We start from the raw sequence: 20166 nt of genomic DNA, 5'->3' as shown, positions 1-20166 counted from the left end.
CGCCACGATGCAGGCACAGGCCGCTGAGGGCGACGTAGACGTGAACGAACTGGTGTTCGGACACATCGGCGATGCCTATGAGTGGCACATCGCGACCTTCGGCAACACGGAGGTGCGCATCCCGCTGCCCGTAATCGTGAAAAGCAGTACAGGCTGGCACGTGTTCTCGTCTGCCCGGCTGGAGGAAGGTCCTTACGAGGGTCTCTACGTGGCCAAGGGCGGAAGCTACGACGGCAAAATCGTGGAACGGAACGCAGCCGGCGAGGAGGTCCGTCCGCTGGACATCTCCATTACGAAGAATGTGCTGGGCTTGTTTATCAACAGTGCGGTGCTGCTGGTGATTATGCTGAGCTGCGCCCGCTGGTACAAGAAACATCCGCTGGAAGACGGGGCTCCGAAAGGGGGCGTCGGCATGATAGAGGCTACGGTGATGTCGATTTACAACGACGTGATCAAGGGCTGTGTGGGCGAGAACTACCGCCGCTACGCGCCTTATCTGCTCACCGCTTTCTTCTTTGTGCTGGCCAACAACCTGATGGGGCTGATTCCGATTTTCCCCGGTGGTGCCAACGTGACGGGTAACATCGCCATTACCATGGTGCTGGCCCTGTGTACGTTCGTGCTGACCAACGTGTACGGTACGAAGGCTTACTGGAAGGAAATCTTCTGGCCCGATGTGCCTACCTGGCTGAAGGCGCCGGTACCTATGATGCCGTTGATTGAATTCTTCGGTATCTTTACGAAGCCGTTCGCACTGATGATCCGTTTGTTTGCCAACATCATGGCAGGACATGCGGCAGTGCTGAGCCTGATTGCCATTATCTTCATCACAGTGAAATCGGGACCGGTGATCAACGGTTCGATGACAGTGGTAGCTGTGGCATTCGGCATTTTCATGGATGCGCTGGAACTTCTGGTGGCATTCATTCAGGCATACGTGTTCACGATGCTGTCGGCCGTGTTTATCGGCTTGTCGCAGGTGAAGGAGCATGCCAAAAAATAATAGACTAAAGAAAATTAAAGTATAACCTTTTAAAACAAGAAAATTATGTTATTGTCAGTTTTATTGCAGGTAGCTGCAGGTGTTGGTATTAGTAAATTGGGCGCCGCTGTCGGTGCAGGTATTGCAGTTTTGGGTGCCGGTATCGGTATCGGTAAGATTGGTGGCTCAGCAATGGAAGCTATGGCCCGCCAGCCGGAAGCTTCAGGCGACTTGCGTATGAACATGATTATCGCTGCTGCCTTGGTTGAAGGTGTGGCTCTGATTGCCATCGTAGTTTGTTTGTTGACATTGTTCTTGTAATACATAAAACAGTAAATTATGGGATTATTAACTCCGGACCCGGGGCTACTGTTCTGGATGATTATCACCTTCGGAGTCGTATTCTTCCTCCTGGCAAAATACGGCTTCCCGGTAATCATCAAGACGGTGGAGGACCGGAAAGCATACATTGACAACTCGCTCAAGGCTGCCCGTGAGGCCAACGAACAGCTGGCCAACGTGAAGGTGGAAGGAGAGAAAATCCTGACACAGGCTCACGAAGAGCAGAGCCGTATATTGAGTGAGGCAGCGGCTACACGCGACCGTATCATCAAGGACGCTCAGGAAAAAGCCTTCACTGAAGGCAACCGCCTGATGGAGGAGATGAAGAAGCAGATTGAAACGGAAAAGGAAAGTGCCATCCGTGACATCCGCCGTCAGGTAGCTGTGCTGTCGGTGGGCATTGCGGAAAAAATCATGCGCAGCAAACTGGCTGACGAAAAGGAACAGGCCGCGCTGATTGACCGTATGCTGGATGAAATGATTGAATCTTCTAAAAAATAAATGAGTTATGAATACAGGAGTCGTTTCGAGGCGTTTCGCGAAGGCGCTGCTGGCGTACGCGAAGGAAGAGGGACAGGAAGACAAGGTGTATGAGGAGGTGAGAACACTGGCCGCACACTTTGTGGAAGTGCCCGACCTGCGCCACGCCATTGAGAATCCTGTACTGGATAAAAAGAAAAAGGTGGAACTGCTTTGCGAGGCGTCGGGAGGAAAGACGGTGAGCAAGGTGCTCACGCGCTTCTTCAATCTGGTGCTGGAGGAGAGACGGGAAAAGTTCTTGCAGTTCATGACGTGGTCGTACATCGACCTTTATCAGGAGGACAAAAACATTCTCATCGGTAAGCTGACGACCGCTGCAAGCTCGCCCAGACTGGTGGAACACTTGCAGAAACTGGCTGCGGAACGTACGCACGGCAAGGTGGTGCTCGAAGAAAAGGTGGACAAGAGCCTGATCGGAGGGTACATCATCGAACTGGCGGGCTACCGCCTGGATGCCAGTGTGGCCAACCAGCTGAAGCGCGTAAAACAGCAGTTTATCGCGAAAAACAGAAGAATAGTGTAAACAATGAAGAATGAAAAATGAATAAGGGAAAACGGTTTTAAGGGTTCGCTATTCATTTTTAATTGTTCATTATTAATTATTAATTTAAAAGAACTATGCCAGAAAATACAATAAAACCCAGCGAAGTTTCAGAGGTGTTGCTCCAACAGTTGAAGGGGATTGACAACTCGCTGAAATTCGACGAAGTAGGTACCGTACTTCAGGTGAGCGATGGCGTGGCACGTATTTACGGTCTGCGTAATGCGGAAGCCAACGAGTTGCTGCAGTTTGAAAACGGTATCATGGGAACGGTGATGAATCTGGAGGAGGACAACGTGGGAGCCGTGCTCTTAGGTCCGACCGACCAGATCAAGGAGGGGATGATTGTAAAGCGTACCAAGCATATCGCTTCCATCAACGTGGGCGAATCGATGTTAGGACGTGTGATCGACCCTCTGGGCGTGCCTTTGGACGGACGCGGTGAGATTGGCGGCGAGCTCTGCGAAATGCCGCTGGAGCGCAAGGCGCCGGGTGTTATCTTCCGTCAGCCGGTAACCGAACCGTTGCAGACGGGTCTGAAGGCCATCGACGCGATGATTCCTATCGGCCGCGGACAGCGTGAGTTGATCATCGGCGACCGTCAGACAGGTAAAACCGCCATCGCCATCGATACCATCATCAACCAACGTGCGAACTTTGAAGCCGGAAATCCGGTGTACTGTATCTATGTGGCCATCGGTCAGAAAGGTTCTACCGTAGCCAGCATCGTGAACGCGCTGCGTGAAAAGGGTGCCATGGACTATACCATCGTGGTAGCCGCTACGGCTTCCGACCCTGCTGCCATGCAGTATTTCGCTCCGTTTGCGGGTGCCGCCATCGGTGAATACTTCCGTGATACCGGCCGTCATGCCCTCGTGGTATACGATGACTTGTCAAAACAGGCCGTGGCTTACCGTGAGGTATCTTTGATTCTGCGTCGTCCGTCAGGACGTGAGGCTTATCCGGGTGATATCTTCTACCTGCACTCTCGTCTGTTGGAACGTGCAGCGAAGATCATCAGCCAGCAGGAAGTAGCCGAACAGATGAACGACCTGCCTGCCAGCCTGAAAGGCAAGGTAAAGGCCGGCGGTTCACTGACTGCCCTCCCGATTATCGAGACGCAGGCCGGCGACGTTTCTGCCTACATCCCGACCAACGTGATTTCTATTACCGATGGTCAGATTTTCTTGGAAACTGACTTGTTCAACCAAGGTTTCCGCCCGGCCATCAACGTAGGTATCTCCGTATCCCGTGTAGGTGGTAGCGCCCAGATCAAGAGTATGAAGAAAGTAGCCGGTACGCTGAAAATCGACCAGGCACAGTATCGTGAACTGGAAGCCTTCTCCAAGTTCAGCAGCGACATGGACCCTGTAACGGCCATGGCCATCGACCGCGGACGTAAGAACAACCAGCTGCTGATTCAGCCGCAGTACTCACCGATGCCGGTGGGCGAGCAGGTGGCTATCCTGTACTGTGGTACGCACAGTCTGATGCGTGATATTCCTATCGCCAAGGTACGTGCGTTCCAGGATGCCTTCCTCACAACCCTGCGTGCGAACCACCAGGCCGACGTGCTCGACGTGCTGGCAGCCGGAAAGATCAACGACGACGTCACAGCCATTATCGAAAAAGTAGCGGCAGAAACTGCCAGACAATTTAAAGCATAATCCTCATGGCATCACTGAAAGAAGTTAAAGGAAGAATCAACTCGATCAACGGCACGCTGAAAATCACTTCGGCGATGAAGATGGTGGCCTCGTCGAAACTGCACAAGGCGCAGGAGGCCATTGAAAACATGCTTCCTTATGAGCGCCGGCTGCACCGCATGCTCGACCATTTCCTGGGCGCGGGGCTGACCGTGGAGTCGCCTTTTGCAGTGAAGCGTGAGGTGAAGAAAGTGGCCGTTGTCGTATTTGCATCCAACAGCAGCTTGTGCGGTGGGTTCAACGTGAACGTCATCCGTCACCTGAACGAGGTGGTGGAGGAGTATGCCGGAAAGGTGGGCCGCGAGAACATCGTGATTTACCCGGTAGGCCGTAAGGTGGCCGACGCGGTGAAGAAGATGAAAGGCGTGGTTTCGGCCGGCGACTTCCAGCACATGAGCGGAAGACCGAACTACAAGGAGGCGGCTGACCTGGCTGCCAACCTGATGGAGCAGTTTGCTGCCGGTGAAATCCAGAAGGTAGAACTGTTGTACAACCACTTCAAGTCGACTTCTTCGCAGATCCTGACCCGCGAGACGTATCTCCCGCTGGAACTGAATGCGGCGAAGGCAGACGACAAGGAGGAAGCTGCCGACGAAATGCAGGCAGACTACATCATCGAACCGTCGCCGGAACAGGTGATGCAGGAACTCCTGCCGAAGGTGCTCCGCCTGAAGCTGTACACCGTGCTGCTTGACTCTACGGCTTCGGAACATGCGGCCCGTACGATGGCCATGCAGATTGCCACGGATAATGCAAATGACTTGATACAGGAACTGACCTTGATTTACAACAAGAGCCGTCAGCAGGCCATCACGAATGAGCTGCTGGACATCGTGGGCGGGACAATGGCCTGACCCGGTGCGGCTTTTTGCACTGCATAAAAAAACGTATCGCTGCCTTTCGGCAGGATACGTTTTTTTTTGAACGAATAAACTAAAAAATTAATTATCTTAAAAAGAAAACATGAAATTCGCTTGGTGATTTATCTATATAACAACCTGGTTGTCACTTTGTTCATTCTTCGTCGTGTTTTTTTTACTTCTTTCTTTTCCTTCCTTTTTTAATAATTATAGAAGCTCACCCAGGTACCGTCGAGCTGGCATTCCAGTCGCCCATTGCCGAGGCGGATATTGTCCATGTAGGAGAAATCACCGCCGCCGTAGTTGAGCCGGATGCTGGTGTAGAACGCGTCGAACCAGTCCCACACGAAATCGTAGCGGTATTCATCCCATCGTCCGTAGGCATCCTGCACGCGGATGTAGTCTTCGCCCGTGCCGTCGGGATAGAAGCGCAGCACCTGGAAGCGGTGGTAGCCATAGTCATCGTACCAGTCGTCCTGCCAGTCGGAGCTGCAGAGGTAGCCCGTGCGTTCGCGGTATTCCAATGAGCCGTTTCCTAAATCCATTTCCACGTTACAAGACGGGAAGGCGAGCGTCAGTGTGAGCAGCATCGCTATATACATGAATTTTTTTGCCTTTGTTTTCATAACTTTGGGTGTTTGGGTTTCCTTCTGTGACAAAGGTATTTGGAAAAAAGCATACAAACGAATGATTTTTCCTATTCGTGGAGGGGAATTTCCCTACGGAGGGTAGGGATTGGCGCAAAAAAATCTCCTGCTTTCACCGTGGTTTGTCTTCCGGACGGGTAAAAACAGGAGATTCTATGTGGAAGTGGAGCCTATCGGGGATGTTCACTTCACTTATTCTATTTCTGAAACAGCCTCCGAAAAACTCGGTTGGTCTGAGTCAGGAGTGTATTCAAGACTTCTGCAGCAGGGCAGCCAGGGCATCTCGCCAGTCCTCGCCGTTGCGCGGGCAGTAAGTTTGGAAATCCAAAGCATGTGCCGCCTGTACGTTGCCGGGGCCGTCGTCCACGAAGAGCGATTCTGCCGGGTCGATGCCGGCATCGGCTATCAGGAAGTCGAAAATCCGCCGGTCGGGCTTGGTCACCCCAATCTGATAGGAGAGATACAGCTTGTCGAAGTACTCGTTCAGCGGTTTACCCTTGGGCGAGAATTCCGGACTGCAAGCCCAGTCCATCACGTAAGGGTTGGTGTTGCTCAGTACGAACAGCTTGTAACGCTTGCGCAGTTCCTTGAGGCAGTCGAGCAGGCGTCCGTCTACTCCCGTAAAGAAGCCCATCCATGCCTGGCGTGTTTCTTCCCAAGTGAGTGTGCGTCCGCAGAGTTCGCCCAGTTTCGTTTGAAATTCGTCTGCCGTAATCTTGCCTTCCTCCAGTTCCTGGAAGATACCCGTCTGGTGGTATTTGTCCAGACGCTGGTCGGCATCGGCCAGTCCTAATTGCTTGAAAGCTTCGACCGCTTTCTCGCGGCTGATCGGGGCAATGACGCCTCCGAAATCGAAAATCAGGTTTTGTATCATTGTGTCGTTTTTATTTTCTCAGCATCAGGTTCTTGAATGAGCCGGGGTAGGGCGTTTCAAATTCCATGCGTTCGCCCGTGAGCGGATGGTAGAAGCAAAGCTTGAAGGCATGAAGCGCCAACCGTCCGAGGGGATCGGTCTCACAGCCGTAGCGTGCGTCGCCCACGATGGGATGTCCGAGGGTCTGCATGTGCACGCGAATCTGGTTCTTGCGTCCCGTTTCCAACTGCAACTCTACGAGCGAGTAACCGTTGGCCCGCTTGATAGTGCGGTAGTGCGTGATGGAGAGCTTGCCTCCGTCGTCCACCGGCGAGGAGCTGACATACAGCTTGCGGTCGGTGAGCCAGGAGCGTACCATGCCCTGGTCTTTCTCCATGTCGCCCATGACGATGGCCACGTAACGGCGGTCGTACACGATGTCGTGCCAGTTGTCGCGGAGCGTGTGCTGCGTCTTTTCGTCCTTGGCATACATCATGATGCCCGACGTCTCGCGGTCGAGGCGGTGCACCACGAAGATGCGGTTGTTGCGGTGTTCCCGCTTCACGTACTCATTGAGGATGTGCTGTGCGGTACGTTCCTTCTGGTGGTCGGTAGCCACAGAGAGCAGTCCCTCTTTCTTCTCCACCACGATGAGGTACGCATCCTCGTACAGGATTTTCAGCATCGGGTGACGGAACTCGTGGTTGTGCTTTTCCCGGCTCACCTGCACCTTCATGCCCGGCTTGAGGGGATAGTTGTACTGTGTCTGGATGTTGTTGTCCACCATGACCACGCGGTTGGACAGGAGAGCCTTCACGCGTGTGCGGCTAATGCCCGCCATCTTCTTCATGAGGAACTCCATCAGTTCTGCCGGTTCGGTGACCGGATAGACCGTATATTTGGCGGCAGCCCGCGGAAGGGGACGCCGGCCGTTCATATTTTTTCTTGCCACTTTGTGTATCGTAATCTTGGGTTAGTTATCAGTTGGGTAAATGTGGTGTGTTTAACGGCGGTCCAGGCGTACCACATTCTCCACGTGGTGCGTGTGAGGGAACATATCGACCGGCTGTACGGCGGTCACCTTGTACTTGCCGTCGAGCAGCTGGAGGTCACGTGCCTGTGTGGCCGGGTTGCAGCTCACGTAGACGATGCGTTTTGGTTCGGCCGCCAGAATCACGTCGATCACGTCGTTGTGCATGCCTGCGCGGGGAGGGTCGGTGATGATGACATCCGGACGTCCGTGTTCCGCGATGAAGTCGTTGGTGAGGATATCCTTCATGTCGCCCGCATAGAACAGCGTGTTGTCGATGCCGTTCAGGGCCGAGTTCACCTTGGCATCTTCGATGGCCTCGGGCACATACTCAATGCCCACCACCTTGCGTGCCTGCCGTGCCACGAAGTTGGCGATGGTACCCGTACCCGTGTAGAGGTCGTACACCAGCTCGTTGCCCGTGAGTCCGGCAAACTCGCGCGCTACCTTATATAAATTATATGCCTGTTCGGAATTGGTCTGGTAGAACGATTTCGGTCCCACCTTGAAGCGCAGTCCCTCCATCTCCTCGAAGATGTGATCGTTGCCCTTGAACACCTCCACGTCGAGGTCGCCGATGGTATCGTTGCACTTGTTGTTGATGACGTACATCAGCGAAGTAATCTGCGGGAACTGGTCGGCCATGAACTGGAGGATTTCCTCCATCTTGCGGCGGTCGTCGTCGTTCGTCACCTTGCACTGCAACACCACCATCAGTTCACCCGTAGACGAGGTACGAATCATGATGTTACGCAGCAAGCCTTCCTGCGAGCGCAGGTCGAAGAACGGGAAATTGTGGGCGTAGGCATAGTCGCGTACGGCGTTGCGAATCTGGTTGGAGATGTCGTCCTGCAACCAGCACTTGTCGATGGCCAGCACCTTGTCGAACGCTCCCGGGATGTGGAATCCCACCGCGTTCATCTGGTCGTACTTCACGTCCTGTTTCACCTCCTCTTCGGTGAGCCAGCGCTTGTTGGAGAACGTAAACTCCAGCTTGTTGCGGTAGAAGCGCGTCTTTTCCGAGCCTAAGATGGGACGGAATTCCGGCAGTTCCACCTTCCCGATGCGGGTGAGGTTGTCGAACACCTGTTTCTGTTTGTACTTGAGTTGTTCCTCGTAGGAGAGACACTGCCATTTGCATCCTCCGCACACACCGAAGTGACTGCAAAACGGCTCCACGCGCAGGGGAGACTTTTCGTAGAACTTTACGGCCACCGCTTCGGCGTAATGGTTCTTCTTGTGCTTCACCTGTAAATCGACTACATCGCCCGGCACTACATACGGGACAAACACTACCAGTTCATTCACTTTAGCCACGGCCTTGCCTTCTGCGGCTACATCTGTTATCGTTACTTTCTCCAGTAAAGGGAGTTCTTTCTTCTTTCTTGCCACGTTTTTTTAATAAAACCAATTTGGGAGCAAATTTAGACATTTTTCCTGACATTCTGCTATGTTTTGGAAAGAAGTTGATTTTGCAAAGTCTATGTGGCAAAATATGTCGAAGAATATCTTTCTAAAATTTGGAATCTAATAAAATATGTATAGATTTGCGTCCGTTGACCGATGAAAAACACGTTGAGTTAACCGACGAAAAACATTAAAATAACCTTATCAATAAGAAAACATGGAAAAGAAAAGAGTCTACACCTTCGGGAACGGACATGCCGAAGGAAAAGCTGACATGAGAAACTTGCTGGGTGGAAAGGGGGCAAACCTGGCCGAAATGAATCTGATTGGAGTACCCGTACCTCCGGGCTTTACCATCACCACGGAGGTCTGCAACGAATATTTTGAGAAAGGAAAAGACGATGTGGTTGCCTTGCTGAAAGATGATGTGGAGAAATCCATCAAGGGCGTGGAGAGCCTGATGAAGTCGAAGTTCGGAGATGTGGAAAACCCGCTGCTCGTTTCCGTACGTTCGGGTGCCAGAGCATCCATGCCGGGAATGATGGACACCATCCTGAACTTAGGACTGAACGACGAGGTAGTGGAGGGACTGGCCCGCAAGACCGGTAACCCGCGCTTTGCCTGGGATTCTTACCGCCGCTTCGTACAGATGTACGGCGACGTGGTGCTGGGCATGAAACCTGTGAACAAGGAAGACATCGACCCGTTTGAGGCCATCATCGAGGAGGTGAAGAAGGCCAAGGGTGTGCGTCTGGACAACGAGCTCGACGTGGACGACCTGAAGACACTGGTGGTCCGCTTCAAGGAGGCTGTGAAGAAACAGACCGGACAGGAATTCCCGTCATGCGCCTACGAACAGCTGTGGGGCGCCATCTGTGCCGTATTCGATTCGTGGATGAACGAGCGCGCCATCCTCTACCGCAAGATGGAGGGTATTCCGGCAGAGTGGGGAACAGCCGTGAACGTGCAGGCCATGGTCTTCGGTAACATGGGCGAAACTTCGGCTACGGGTGTCTGCTTCTCACGCGACGCCGCTACCGGAGAAGACCTGTTCAACGGGGAATACCTGATCAACGCACAAGGGGAAGACGTGGTGGCCGGTATCCGCACACCGCAGCAGATTACGAAAATCGGCTCTCAACGCTGGGCCGAACTGCAGGGTATCTCGGAAGAAGAACGTGTGGCCAAGTATCCTTCCATGGAAGAAGCCATGCCCGCTATTTATAAGGAACTCGACGAGCTCCAGACCAAGCTGGAAAACCATTACCACGACATGCAGGACATGGAGTTCACCGTACAGGAAGGCAAGCTCTGGTTCCTCCAGACCCGTAACGGAAAGCGTACCGGTGCCGCCATGGTACGCATCGCCATGGAAATGCTGCACCAGGGCATGATTGACGAAAAGACGGCCCTGATGCGTTGCGAGCCGAACAAGCTCGACGAACTGCTGCATCCGGTGTTCGACAAGGAAGCGCTGGGACGTGCCCGCGTCCTGACCCGCGGTCTGCCGGCCTCTCCGGGAGCTGCTTGCGGACGTATCGTCTTCTTCGCCGAAGATGCGGCTGAATGGCATGACGGCGGCCATCGCGTGGTGCTGGTACGTATCGAGACCTCACCGGAAGATTTGGCCGGTATGCAGGCTGCAGAAGGTATCCTGACCGCTCGCGGAGGTATGACCTCGCATGCAGCCGTTGTAGCCCGCGGTATGGGTAAGTGCTGCGTATCCGGTGCCGGAGCCATCAACGTGAACTACAAGACCCGCACGGTAGAAATCGACGGGGTAGTGCTGAAGGAAGGCGACTACATCTCCATCAACGGAACCAACGGTTATGTGTATGCCGGAGAAATCCCGACCCAGCCGGCCAAGCTGTCGGGTAACTTTGCCGAACTGATGGAACTCTGCGACAAGTACGCTCGCCTGAAAGTGCGTACCAATGCCGACACGCCGCGCAACGCACAGGATGCCCGCGGTTTCGGTGCCGTAGGTATCGGACTCTGCCGTACGGAACACATGTTCTTCGACGACGAAAAGATTATCGCCATGCGCGAAATGATTCTGGCCGAGGATGTGGAAGGCCGCAAGAAAGCCCTCGACAAGCTGTTGCCGTATCAGAAAGCCGACTTCAAGGAAATCTTCAAGACCATGGACGGACTGCCGGTCAACGTGCGTCTGCTCGACCCGCCGTTGCATGAGTTCGTGCCGCACGACCTGAAGGGTCAGGAAGAGATGGCACAGGCCATGGGCGTGACCGTGGAATACATTCGCCAGCGTGTAGACAACCTCTGCGAGCACAACCCGATGCTGGGTCACCGCGGTTGCCGTTTGGGAAATACCTATCCGGAAATCACCGAAATGCAGACCCGCGCCATCTTAGGTGCCGCGTGCGAGCTGAAGAAGGAAGGCTACGACCCGCATCCGGAAATCATGGTGCCGCTCATCGGTATCTTGTATGAGTTTGAGGCACAGGAAAAAGTGATTCGTGCTACGGCTGCCCAGCTGTTCAAGGAAGAAGGCGTGGAAATCCCGTTCAAGGTGGGTACCATGATCGAGGTGCCGCGTGCCGCCCTGACTGCCGACCGCATCGCCTCACACGCCGAATATTTCTCTTTCGGTACGAACGACCTGACGCAGATGACCTTCGGTTATTCACGCGACGACATCGCTTCCTTCTTGCCGGTGTACCTGGAGAAGAAGATTCTGAAGGTAGACCCGTTCCAGGTGCTCGATCAGAATGGAGTGGGACAGCTCATCGAGATGGCTGTGGCCAAAGGCCGTTCGGTACGTCCCGACCTGAAATGCGGTATCTGTGGCGAGCATGGCGGTGAACCGACTTCTGTGAAGTTCTGCCACAAGGTAGGTTTGGATTACGTGAGCTGCTCACCGTTCCGCGTGCCGATTGCCAGACTGGCTGCGGCGCAGGCTGCGATTGAAGAGATGAAGTAAGCTGTTTTAAAAATGAATCATAAAGGTTCAGGCCACCACTTCCCTGGGTAAGGGAGGAGGTGGCCTGAATTGTTGTTGGGGAGAAGAGTATTCTTTATTTATGTTCGGAATAGTTTGTAGTGACTTTTTATTGGTATAGATTAGTTTACATTTTCTATATGATATTTGTTGGAAAATATAATATCTTGATCTATACCATGAGGTAGGCTTAGTTTCTTATCTCAATTAATATCGTATTAGTTTATCAATCTTCAATATATCCAACTTGATGAATGCCTATTACACCGCGTCTAATGATAGATATAAAATTAGGAGTATATTCATCGAAATCGAATTCATCGAATTTGAATTCATCAAACTGATATTCATCGAAATATTCTTTTTCATAATCAAAAAAATCGACCCCCAATTCTTTAAGTACATTGTTTGGCAAAACATAATCTTGTTTTACTACCCCAAAGATGGTCCATCCAGAATAAATTGCAAAAGACATAATAGCTTTGTCTACTGCAATGTAAGCGAATGACCCAACGAATGATCCAACAAAATTACCCAATAGATAAGCAAACGGACAGATTGTCATCATGCTTAATGCACACCCAAGTCCGATACCACACGAAACCACAAAAATATTTTTTGATAAATTGGCTACGAATTCATGCTGGGTCATGTCGCCTTTTATCACTTGGAAGGAATCCTCCATGGATTGCATGAAAAGAGCTGTTAGTGCCCCCACAATATTAGGATTTACGCTTTTAAGAGCTGTTCCCCAGATACCTGTTTTGCAAGCTGTAACAATTGTTCCTGCCACAAATCCCCTGATGAATCCTTGTCCTGCCCCTGTCAGGGTAGCAAATCCTAAATTATAGATTTTCTCTTCATCCAACCGGCCATCACGTATCAGTTTTTCTAAGCATTGATATAAATGTGGAGCCATTTTAAGAACCATCGTAATGACAGCTGCTGAGGTCCCTGATTTAACACCTTCTTTAAGTGCATGACTAAGTGTCATCAGTTCTTCAGTGGTTATACCGAATTCAGCGGGGTCAAATTTTCCTTCTTTCGCCAAGTTGGCCATCTTCTGCGAGGTTTCACGAGATAATTCCACAGACTTGGTTCCATCGGAAGCTTTGACACTTGAAGTAAGTAGATCCAATGTTTCCTGATAGCGTTTTGCTTCTTCTGGACGTGTCATCAACTCTTTCTGAATTTTCCACTTCAGGTAGTCCACGGCAGCTTCATACTGGTCTGAAGGAATGACTCTGATTTGTCCGGAATAAATTGGATCCGTTCGAATCATTTCCTCTTTGATACCATTTTCGGCCAGATATTGCTCCATAGTCAGTCCTGTTCGACCCGATGAAGTCTTATAATCACAGAAACGCTGGAAATAACTTTTTGCTTGGGCATTGGCCGATGCCATCGCCGTTTTATAATATTTCAAGCCTATTTGAGTACCGTCATTCAAGGTCACATCAGGTGAAGCCAAACCATGACTACGATTCACATAAGCCTTATAAGAAGATTCGTTAATTGCGGCATTGATATTAAATGTATCTGCATGCCAGAATTCTGCAAGATCCCCTTGCAATATGTTAGAGTTTGTCTGGAAGCCTTGAAAACTATTCATATCTTCCGTCAATATATTTATGGTCTCATGGATGCGATGCACATATTCGCCCCCAATCTCTGCACCGTAAGCCGCCGCTTGATTTTTAATGGCGAAGGCATAACCTTCTTTCAAACAGGCCTCTTCTTGCTTATCTTTGTCCCACATTTTTGCCATTCAAAAAATCCTCCAGAGTTTTCACTTTAAATTTATTCACAGCATCAAATAGTAATTTGAATTTCACCTTTTTCCTATCGTTATAAAACATCATAACTGTTGTTATAATAGCTACAGGAATGCCTCCTACCACTAATATCGGAGTAAGAATACCGATAAGATACTTTTTCCAAGATATTTTGAATTTCTCTTTAAAGCTGCCTAGGTTAGTATTTGGATCAATATAGATACCTATAGTATTATTTTCATGCTTGATAAGTACGCCTTCAGAAAAATGAATTGGTTTCAGATTAGGATTAGCTAAATTGCTTTCAATTAAATCTTCATTTAAAATAATAAGATTATTCTTATTGGATATTTTAGGCTCATTCTGTTCATATACTTTTTTGTTCCAAATTGCACAAGAAGATTCTTTCCCTATGGTATTCCTTAGCGAAACTGCCATAGGTTTAGTAAACTTGTCATAAATGATGATAAATTTAAACTCAATACTATCATCACGTTTTGTTTTAGTAGAATTATCAAAGTCAAACATATTGATACATTTAATTTAAAATTGTCCTACATAATTTTTATATTCTGATTAAATAAATTTATTCAGTTCTTTTACGAATAGATGCACGGTAGTTGAGGATTTTTCCATGGCAGGATTCCCATTTGAAATTTCATTCAATACAAGAGTTGCATTCTTTATAGACTGGGATTGCAAATGATAGAGCCTGTTATACATGACTGCACCGAATCCTTTAGGAGTAGGGAACCTTTATCAGTTTTGACAGCATATCCACATAACTATGGCGATGGAGGAAATCCCGATAGAGATTGAAATGCAGCAGTAACCAATACTCAAATGCTTGGTTACTGTAGGCTACCCGAAAAATATTCTTTTGAGCTAATGTGATTGCTTGGTTGAAGTCCTTTGCCGGAAAGTCATCTTTGTCGAGACCTACCCAACATTGGTCAGACTTATGCTTTCTCTTTTTTTCTATACGTAGGTTATTACTGACACAAAATTCGAATATCATAAATTTAATTCTTCTTTTCGTAAGGTTTATGTAAAAATAAGAGTTATCTTCTATAAATCCAAGCTTTAATCGCTAATAATTACAGAATGAGTTCATTCTTCTTAGAATGATTTAGTTGGTGCGATAAACCTTTCTACGATGTAGTTACTGGGGAAATAATCTGCAAAAATCCCATTCGCAAGGTGTAATATGTGTCGCATAACACTTGTTTTTGGCGGAAAATTCAGAAAATCATGATTGATACGGAATATTTGAAGCATTTTGAAGAGAGATTGCAGCAGAACGTGCTGCACTTGTGTACAACCTATTGGGTAATCGACAGCACGCTTTTGTCCACAGAATAGCTCATGGACATGCACTAGCACGACCTGGCACCAGAATACATGGTCGATGCCGTAGAACAGATTTGCGACTATCCTACGGTGTCGGTGGCCTTGATGGTTTACTTATGACTGGGTGTGCCCTACCACTGGGACAAGGGATTGGAGGTCTGCATGAAGGCCACATACAAGTTGTATTACGGGGCGCAATATTCCGCATTGGGACAGCTATTGAGCTGAAACGCTTGGGTTGCAATTTCAGGAAAATACAAATCAGTCAGGTGTCGGGTGATTTCCCAGCTTGAAGAAGTTCGTTTTCAAATAATTGTTAATCAGTGTATTTGTGTAGGTTTAGAATGATTCTATTTTTTTCATAGATAAAGTCAATATTGTAGTGACTTTACAACATAGTTCAGCCATTTATAAAACCTTTATAGAAACCTGTAAACAGGCAGAGTTCCATTCAGAAATTACTTCTGTAGCCCCCTCAGAGAATGAAAAAAGGGAAGAACCGATCACGAAAAATCTTTTTCCCATGACAATATGTACATAATAATCGTTAATTTTGCAGACCCTTTTTGAGACGGGTGTCTGCTGGCGCCCGTCCAAAAGGGGTTGTCCTAAAATTGGAGGTTTACTGAATATATAAGAATAAAAATGCAACTTAAGGGTTTAAAAGAGAACAGATGGGTGAATGGCGCATTGCCTGCCTTATTGATACATTGTTGTATCGGTAGTGTATATTGTTGGTCATTGTTTAAGGGTGACATTGCTTCCTATATGGGAGTGGACGTATCTTCAATTGAAATATGCTTCATGTTGGCTATATTCTTTCTGGGGATGAGTGCGGCCTTTGGTGGGAAGTTTGTAGAGAGTAATGTAAAGTTAGCTACTTATTGTTCTACGATTTGTTTTGTATCAGGATTGTTATTGTCCGCATTTGCCGTATATAACAAGATTCCCTACCTGATCTACATTTCCTATGGTGTGATCATGGGTATTGGTTTGGGAATAGGATATATATCCCCTGTAAAGACATTGATGATATGGTTCAGCAAGTATAAGGGCTTGGCTACAGGGATTGCCATCAGTGGATTTGGCTTGTCGAAGGTGATGTTTTCTCCGCTTATAGAATCTTGTACGAAGCATTATGGGGTGGTCGTTACTCTATTGGTGATGGCTTTGATCAGTACGTTATGTATGATTACCGCTTCTTATCTGATAAAGAAACCTTCCGGTTGGGTGGAGAAGAAAGAAGATATATCTTTGTCCGTATCGAAGATAAAGGGTATAATCCTTGATTCCCGTTACATTACCATATGGTTCATGTTTTTCATTAATATCACTTGTGGATTGGTATTGATTTCCTTTGAGAAGAACATTATACAGGGGGTGGGCATCAGTTCCGCATACATTGGTTTGATTGCTTCATTGACCGCTTTCTTCAATACATTGGGTCGATTTGGTTATGCTACGTTGTCGGATTATTTGCGTCCTAAAGTCTGGATCTATTGTATCATCTTTTTCAGCAGCATCGTAGTGACTGTGAATGTGGCGATGATTTCAGGACTGAGTGTATTATCTGTATTGTTGCTGTTGTTTATCATCAATATGGGATATGGGGGCGGATTTTCTACTCTTCCCACCTTATTGACTGATTATTTTGGTATGAAACAGATTTCTACCATCCATGGTTTTGCTTTATCTGCATGGGCATGGGCTTCAGTAGCCTCATTCTTGATTACTCAGATTCTTATCTATAGATTACATTACAGTATTGAGGAAGTATGTACTTATCTTTGTGTATTGTATTTCTTTGCCATGCTGGGTGGCGTTAGTTTATTGAGATTAAAAAAATACAATAAAGGTATCTGAAAAGAGGAATTAATTCAGAAAAACATGATTGATACAGAATATTTGAAGCATTTTGAAGAGAGACTGCAGCAGAACGTGCTGCACTTGTGTACAACCGATGGGGTGCTCGACGGTACGCTCCTGTCCACCGAAGACCTGGACAAGCGCTGGCACGACCTGGCACCGGAATATATGGCTGATGCCGTGGAGCAGATTCGCGACTATCCTACGGTGTCGGTGGCTTGGGCGGCTTACCTGGGACTGGGTGTGGCCTGCCAGTGGGACGAGGACTGGGAGGCTTGCATGAAGGCCACGTACAAGTCGTACTACGGGTCGCATGGCTTTGACGACATGGACGAGCAGATCGTGCACGACCTGCTGGGCTTGCCGCTCGACGGGGTGGAAGCCGCTCGTCTGGAGAATATCATTCGCCGGTGTGCGGAGTATGCGGTGGATGCCATCCGTCACGAGCAGATTGAGCCGCAGAGCCCGCGGGCCTTTCACGTGTTTGCCCGTGCCTGCCGGGTGATGTTCCGCACGGGGGCAGCCATCGAACTGAAACGCCTGGGCTACAAGTTCCAGAAAGTACAGTTCAGCCACTTCCCGGGAGGTATCCCGTGTTGAGAATCCGGCTTGGTAAATAGCTGGTAGTCAGCAGACTTTATATCCATAAAGAAACGCCCTTACGTTTTCATTCAAACGCACTTGTGTTTTGGATAAAACGTAAGGGCGTTTTTGTGTAAATGCACTTGCGTTTCAGAAAAACGTACTTGCGTTCCTGAAGGCAGGTGTTTCCTTAATTTCTGTGGAAAAATTTACGTTTTTTCAAATTATGGGTAAGGTCGAAAAAAGGTGTCCGCAGGCGGCCATTGGGTGGAACTTTCCTTGGTGGAGGAAGGGGATAAAAGGCTTGTAAATTTGTGCAGAAATAAATAAGATTGGCCCGAATATACGTCTTTTATATCTTAATGAATGTGAAATTACAGGCGTATGTAAAGAAAAAACGATGGATAACCGAGCAAATGGGTACGAATTTGTAATCTGTGGTAAGGAAAAATTATTTCGTTTGTTATCAGTGGTTTAAGATATACAGTCCTGTCTGGGAAATCAGGAAAAGCTACTTTCCACCGGAAAATTGATAGTGAGAAACCCGTGAACAACCTGTAGGGAAAATGAGTTTCTATAGACGAGAGTGTTTGATTTTAATTTTTAAATTTAACTTATGAAGAAAAATGTATTCAAAATGTCTGCTTTTGCGCTGATGTTGGCATGGGCAGGGTGTAGTAACGAAGAAATTTCCACAACTGCGCAAGGCGGAGATGACACATTATCTCCAGGAGAAGCGATTATTGAAATTAGTCTGACAAATGCCAATTCGCGTGCGGCACGTCCGGTGGGAAGTTCGGCTACCGCCAACAATGTGGACCATTACAAGCTGGTCATCTTGAAAGACGGTGTTGAGGATAAGAATGTCACCGTGACCCATGTGGATGGTACGGTCGTGAGTGAGAATGACCCTACGGCTGAAAATGGAACGACTTGGGAGAATACGATATCCACAGAAAGTACAGGGGATACAAGTCGGGAAAACGGCCTCAAGAAAATCAAGCTGTCAGGTCTGACAAAAGGGGAGTACACGATTATCTCGTATGCCTATAACGGGGAGTCTGATCCGTATGCCTCTACTTTGTCGGAGAGCACAGGTACTTATACGACCGTTACTAAGCTGACCGGTTTCGAGGTAGAAGAACTGTTTGCCGGTTCGGTGAAGGTATCTGCCACGGAAGATGGCAAGTTTACCACACAGCCTAAGGTGACGATGGAGCGTCAGGTGGCCGGTATGCTGGCTTACTTCAAGAATGTGCCTGCCTACGTCAACAACGAGAAGGTAGAAAAAGTGGTGGTGAGAGCTAACCGTGAAGCCAGCGGTTTTACTTTCCCTTCGACAGTTGATTTGAATGGTAAGTGGGATAGTGATAATTTGAAAACAACTGACCTGTTGACGTTTACCATGAAGACGGCCACTAACTACGCTGATGCGAAGGTAGGGCAGACCTATACCTTCAATGCGAATGGAGAGGATGGCAAGAAATACCAGCTGGCAGATGATATGCCAGAGAATGCATCGCTGAAGTGTGTGGACAATTCGCTGTTTGGCGGACGTTTTGTCTTGCCTTATGAGTCACACGAAGCCAGCCAGACCTTGAGCATTCACATTCTGGGAGCGGATGATAAGGAACTGAAGGCACTGAATGTGACCATCGAAAATGCTCCGAGCGAAGGTAACAAATATCAGTATGACATCCGCCGCAACAATTTCTACTCCATCGGTAAGAAGCTGTTTACAGATAATACGGAAGGGAAAAATCTCCAGACCTTAGAAGCAGAACCGGGTGAGGAAGACAAGGATGCGCCCATCGATTTGTCAAAGTCGGACGAGTTGATTGTCACCTTGAACGATGCATGGGGCGTGATTCACAATGCGGGCGTAGAGTGATGTAGCGCTTCAAACTCCGTGACAAGTTGCTGGAAATGTAGCGGTAAATAACGCATCGTCTGGGCGTGCAGGGCAGGGGGAATGCCGTAGAACGCTTCAGCGATGCTACCCGTGATACAGGCCAGCGTGTCGCTGTCGCCGCCCAGTGAGACGGCGTTGCGGAGGCAGTCTTCAAAATCCGTTCCGTCCAGAAAAGCACGGATGGCCTGGGGTACGGTACCCTGACAGGTAGCGTCCCACCCGTACGAATCACGGATACCGTCGCAAGTGAAATTCAGGTTGTAGCCGAATTTTGCTTCGACGGTATTTTTTATGTCTTCCTTACTCTTTCCGTTCCGAGCCAGGAAGATGCAGAGGGCCGTGGCCTGCGCTCCCTTGATGCCTTCGGGATGGTTGTGCGTGCAGGCAGCGGAGAGACGGGCCGCTTCCAGGGTCTCTTCTTCGGTGCGGAATGCCCATCCCACGGGCCCCACGCGCATGGCCGAGCCGTTGCCGCAGCTGCCGTAGGGAACGAGCTTTCCCGTCTGCTGTCCCTGTCGGAACCATTCGCGGAAACGTCCGCCGAAACCACCCAACGGACACGGGTAGCGGGTGGCGTAACGGAAATAATACGTTGCACAATCTCCGCCGTGCAGCAGCCAGTCGGCCGTGGCGAGAGTCAGGATACTGTCGTCGGTATATCCCTTTTGCGGGGTGAGGAGGGGGAATTGTTTGGTCTTGATGTTATGGAACTCGTAGACGCTGCCTACGATGTCTCCGAGAATGCTTCCAATCATAGTCGTTTCTTTGGTGAATAGATGTAAAAATAGTACAAAAATGATTGGCTAAAGAG

General features: G+C 49.1%; 18 protein-coding genes. 10 read left to right on the top strand and 8 right to left on the bottom strand.

What is annotated here, in order from left to right:
• The first annotated feature begins 7 nt into the window (after positions 1–7).
• The 6 genes from atpB (at position 8) to RDP42_RS09320 (ending at position 4965) form a co-directional block, all read left to right on the top strand.
• Positions 8–1003, top strand: a complete 996-nt coding sequence (gene atpB, locus RDP42_RS09345) for a F0F1 ATP synthase subunit A (RefSeq protein ID WP_308763463.1) — start codon at positions 8–10, stop codon at positions 1001–1003.
• A 45-nt stretch (positions 1004–1048) separates the two neighbouring features.
• Complete coding sequence (atpE, locus tag RDP42_RS09340; protein WP_022053168.1) at positions 1049–1303, top strand: ATP synthase F0 subunit C; 255 nt, start codon at positions 1049–1051, stop codon at positions 1301–1303.
• An 18-nt stretch (positions 1304–1321) separates the two neighbouring features.
• Entirely contained in the window at positions 1322–1825 is a 504-nt protein-coding gene (gene atpF, locus RDP42_RS09335; protein ID WP_204476270.1) for a F0F1 ATP synthase subunit B, read from the top strand.
• A 7-nt stretch (positions 1826–1832) separates the two neighbouring features.
• Positions 1833–2387 (top strand): F0F1 ATP synthase subunit delta, encoded by a 555-nt coding sequence (locus tag RDP42_RS09330; protein ID WP_308763460.1) that lies wholly within the window; start codon positions 1833–1835, stop codon positions 2385–2387.
• A 95-nt stretch (positions 2388–2482) separates the two neighbouring features.
• The gene (gene atpA / locus RDP42_RS09325; protein ID WP_072542421.1) at positions 2483–4072 is read left to right on the top strand and encodes a F0F1 ATP synthase subunit alpha; all 1590 of its coding nucleotides are present in this window, start codon (positions 2483–2485) and stop codon (positions 4070–4072) included.
• Positions 4073–4077: 5 nt separating this feature from the next.
• Positions 4078–4965, top strand: a complete 888-nt coding sequence (locus RDP42_RS09320) for a F0F1 ATP synthase subunit gamma (protein ID WP_308763459.1) — start codon at positions 4078–4080, stop codon at positions 4963–4965.
• 206 nt (positions 4966–5171) lie between these two features.
• Here the strand turns inward: RDP42_RS09320 and RDP42_RS09315 are convergent, their stop codons facing one another.
• From RDP42_RS09315 to rlmD, 4 genes are all read right to left on the bottom strand, one after another.
• Entirely contained in the window at positions 5172–5597 is a 426-nt protein-coding gene (locus RDP42_RS09315) for a hypothetical protein (RefSeq protein WP_308763458.1), read from the bottom strand.
• A 271-nt stretch (positions 5598–5868) separates the two neighbouring features.
• On the bottom strand, positions 5869–6492 hold the full coding sequence (locus tag RDP42_RS09310; RefSeq protein ID WP_308763457.1) for an HAD family phosphatase: 624 nt from the start codon (positions 6490–6492) through the stop codon (positions 5869–5871).
• A 10-nt stretch (positions 6493–6502) separates the two neighbouring features.
• The gene (locus tag RDP42_RS09305) at positions 6503–7408 is read right to left on the bottom strand and encodes an RluA family pseudouridine synthase (RefSeq protein WP_308763456.1); all 906 of its coding nucleotides are present in this window, start codon (positions 7406–7408) and stop codon (positions 6503–6505) included.
• Between the two features lie 66 nt (positions 7409–7474).
• The gene (rlmD, locus tag RDP42_RS09300; protein WP_308763455.1) at positions 7475–8893 is read right to left on the bottom strand and encodes a 23S rRNA (uracil(1939)-C(5))-methyltransferase RlmD; all 1419 of its coding nucleotides are present in this window, start codon (positions 8891–8893) and stop codon (positions 7475–7477) included.
• A 232-nt stretch (positions 8894–9125) separates the two neighbouring features.
• Here rlmD and ppdK point away from each other — a divergent pair, with 232 nt between their 5' ends.
• Complete coding sequence (gene ppdK / locus RDP42_RS09295; protein WP_308763454.1) at positions 9126–11852, top strand: pyruvate, phosphate dikinase; 2727 nt, start codon at positions 9126–9128, stop codon at positions 11850–11852.
• Between the two features lie 244 nt (positions 11853–12096).
• On the opposite strand, the gene RDP42_RS09290 is transcribed toward ppdK, so the two are convergent.
• From RDP42_RS09290 to RDP42_RS12515, 3 genes are all read right to left on the bottom strand, one after another.
• Positions 12097–13638 (bottom strand): hypothetical protein, encoded by a 1542-nt coding sequence (locus RDP42_RS09290; RefSeq protein WP_308763453.1) that lies wholly within the window; start codon positions 13636–13638, stop codon positions 12097–12099.
• Complete coding sequence (locus RDP42_RS09285; RefSeq protein ID WP_308763452.1) at positions 13613–14173, bottom strand: hypothetical protein; 561 nt, start codon at positions 14171–14173, stop codon at positions 13613–13615. Before RDP42_RS09285 ends, RDP42_RS09290 begins: the two co-directional genes overlap by 26 nt.
• Positions 14174–14384: 211 nt before the next feature.
• Entirely contained in the window at positions 14385–14663 is a 279-nt protein-coding gene (locus RDP42_RS12515; RefSeq protein ID WP_374046970.1) for an RloB family protein, read from the bottom strand.
• 977 nt (positions 14664–15640) lie between these two features.
• Here RDP42_RS12515 and RDP42_RS09280 point away from each other — a divergent pair.
• The 3 genes from RDP42_RS09280 to RDP42_RS09270 all read left to right on the top strand — a co-directional run bounded on the left by RDP42_RS09280 (position 15641) and on the right by RDP42_RS09270 (position 19334).
• Positions 15641–16858: an OFA family MFS transporter gene (locus RDP42_RS09280; RefSeq protein ID WP_308763451.1), complete on the top strand. Its 1218-nt coding sequence runs from the start codon at positions 15641–15643 to the stop codon at positions 16856–16858.
• A gap of 24 nt (positions 16859–16882) precedes the next feature.
• On the top strand, positions 16883–17461 hold the full coding sequence (locus tag RDP42_RS09275; RefSeq protein ID WP_308763450.1) for a hypothetical protein: 579 nt from the start codon (positions 16883–16885) through the stop codon (positions 17459–17461).
• Positions 17462–18059: 598 nt separating this feature from the next.
• Positions 18060–19334: a hypothetical protein gene (locus RDP42_RS09270; protein ID WP_308763449.1), complete on the top strand. Its 1275-nt coding sequence runs from the start codon at positions 18060–18062 to the stop codon at positions 19332–19334.
• Here the strand turns inward: RDP42_RS09270 and RDP42_RS09265 are convergent.
• The gene (locus RDP42_RS09265) at positions 19313–20110 is read right to left on the bottom strand and encodes an ADP-ribosylglycohydrolase family protein (RefSeq protein ID WP_308763448.1); all 798 of its coding nucleotides are present in this window, start codon (positions 20108–20110) and stop codon (positions 19313–19315) included. The two genes, RDP42_RS09270 and RDP42_RS09265, sit on opposite strands and share 22 nt — an antisense overlap.
• Positions 20111–20166 lie beyond the last annotated feature (56 nt).

The organism is uncultured Bacteroides sp., from assembly GCF_902472605.1.
Classification (GTDB): Bacteria; Bacteroidota; Bacteroidia; order Bacteroidales; family Bacteroidaceae; genus Phocaeicola.
Note: the sequence above shows the minus strand (reverse complement) of the source record. Positions and strands in the feature narration are given on the sequence as shown.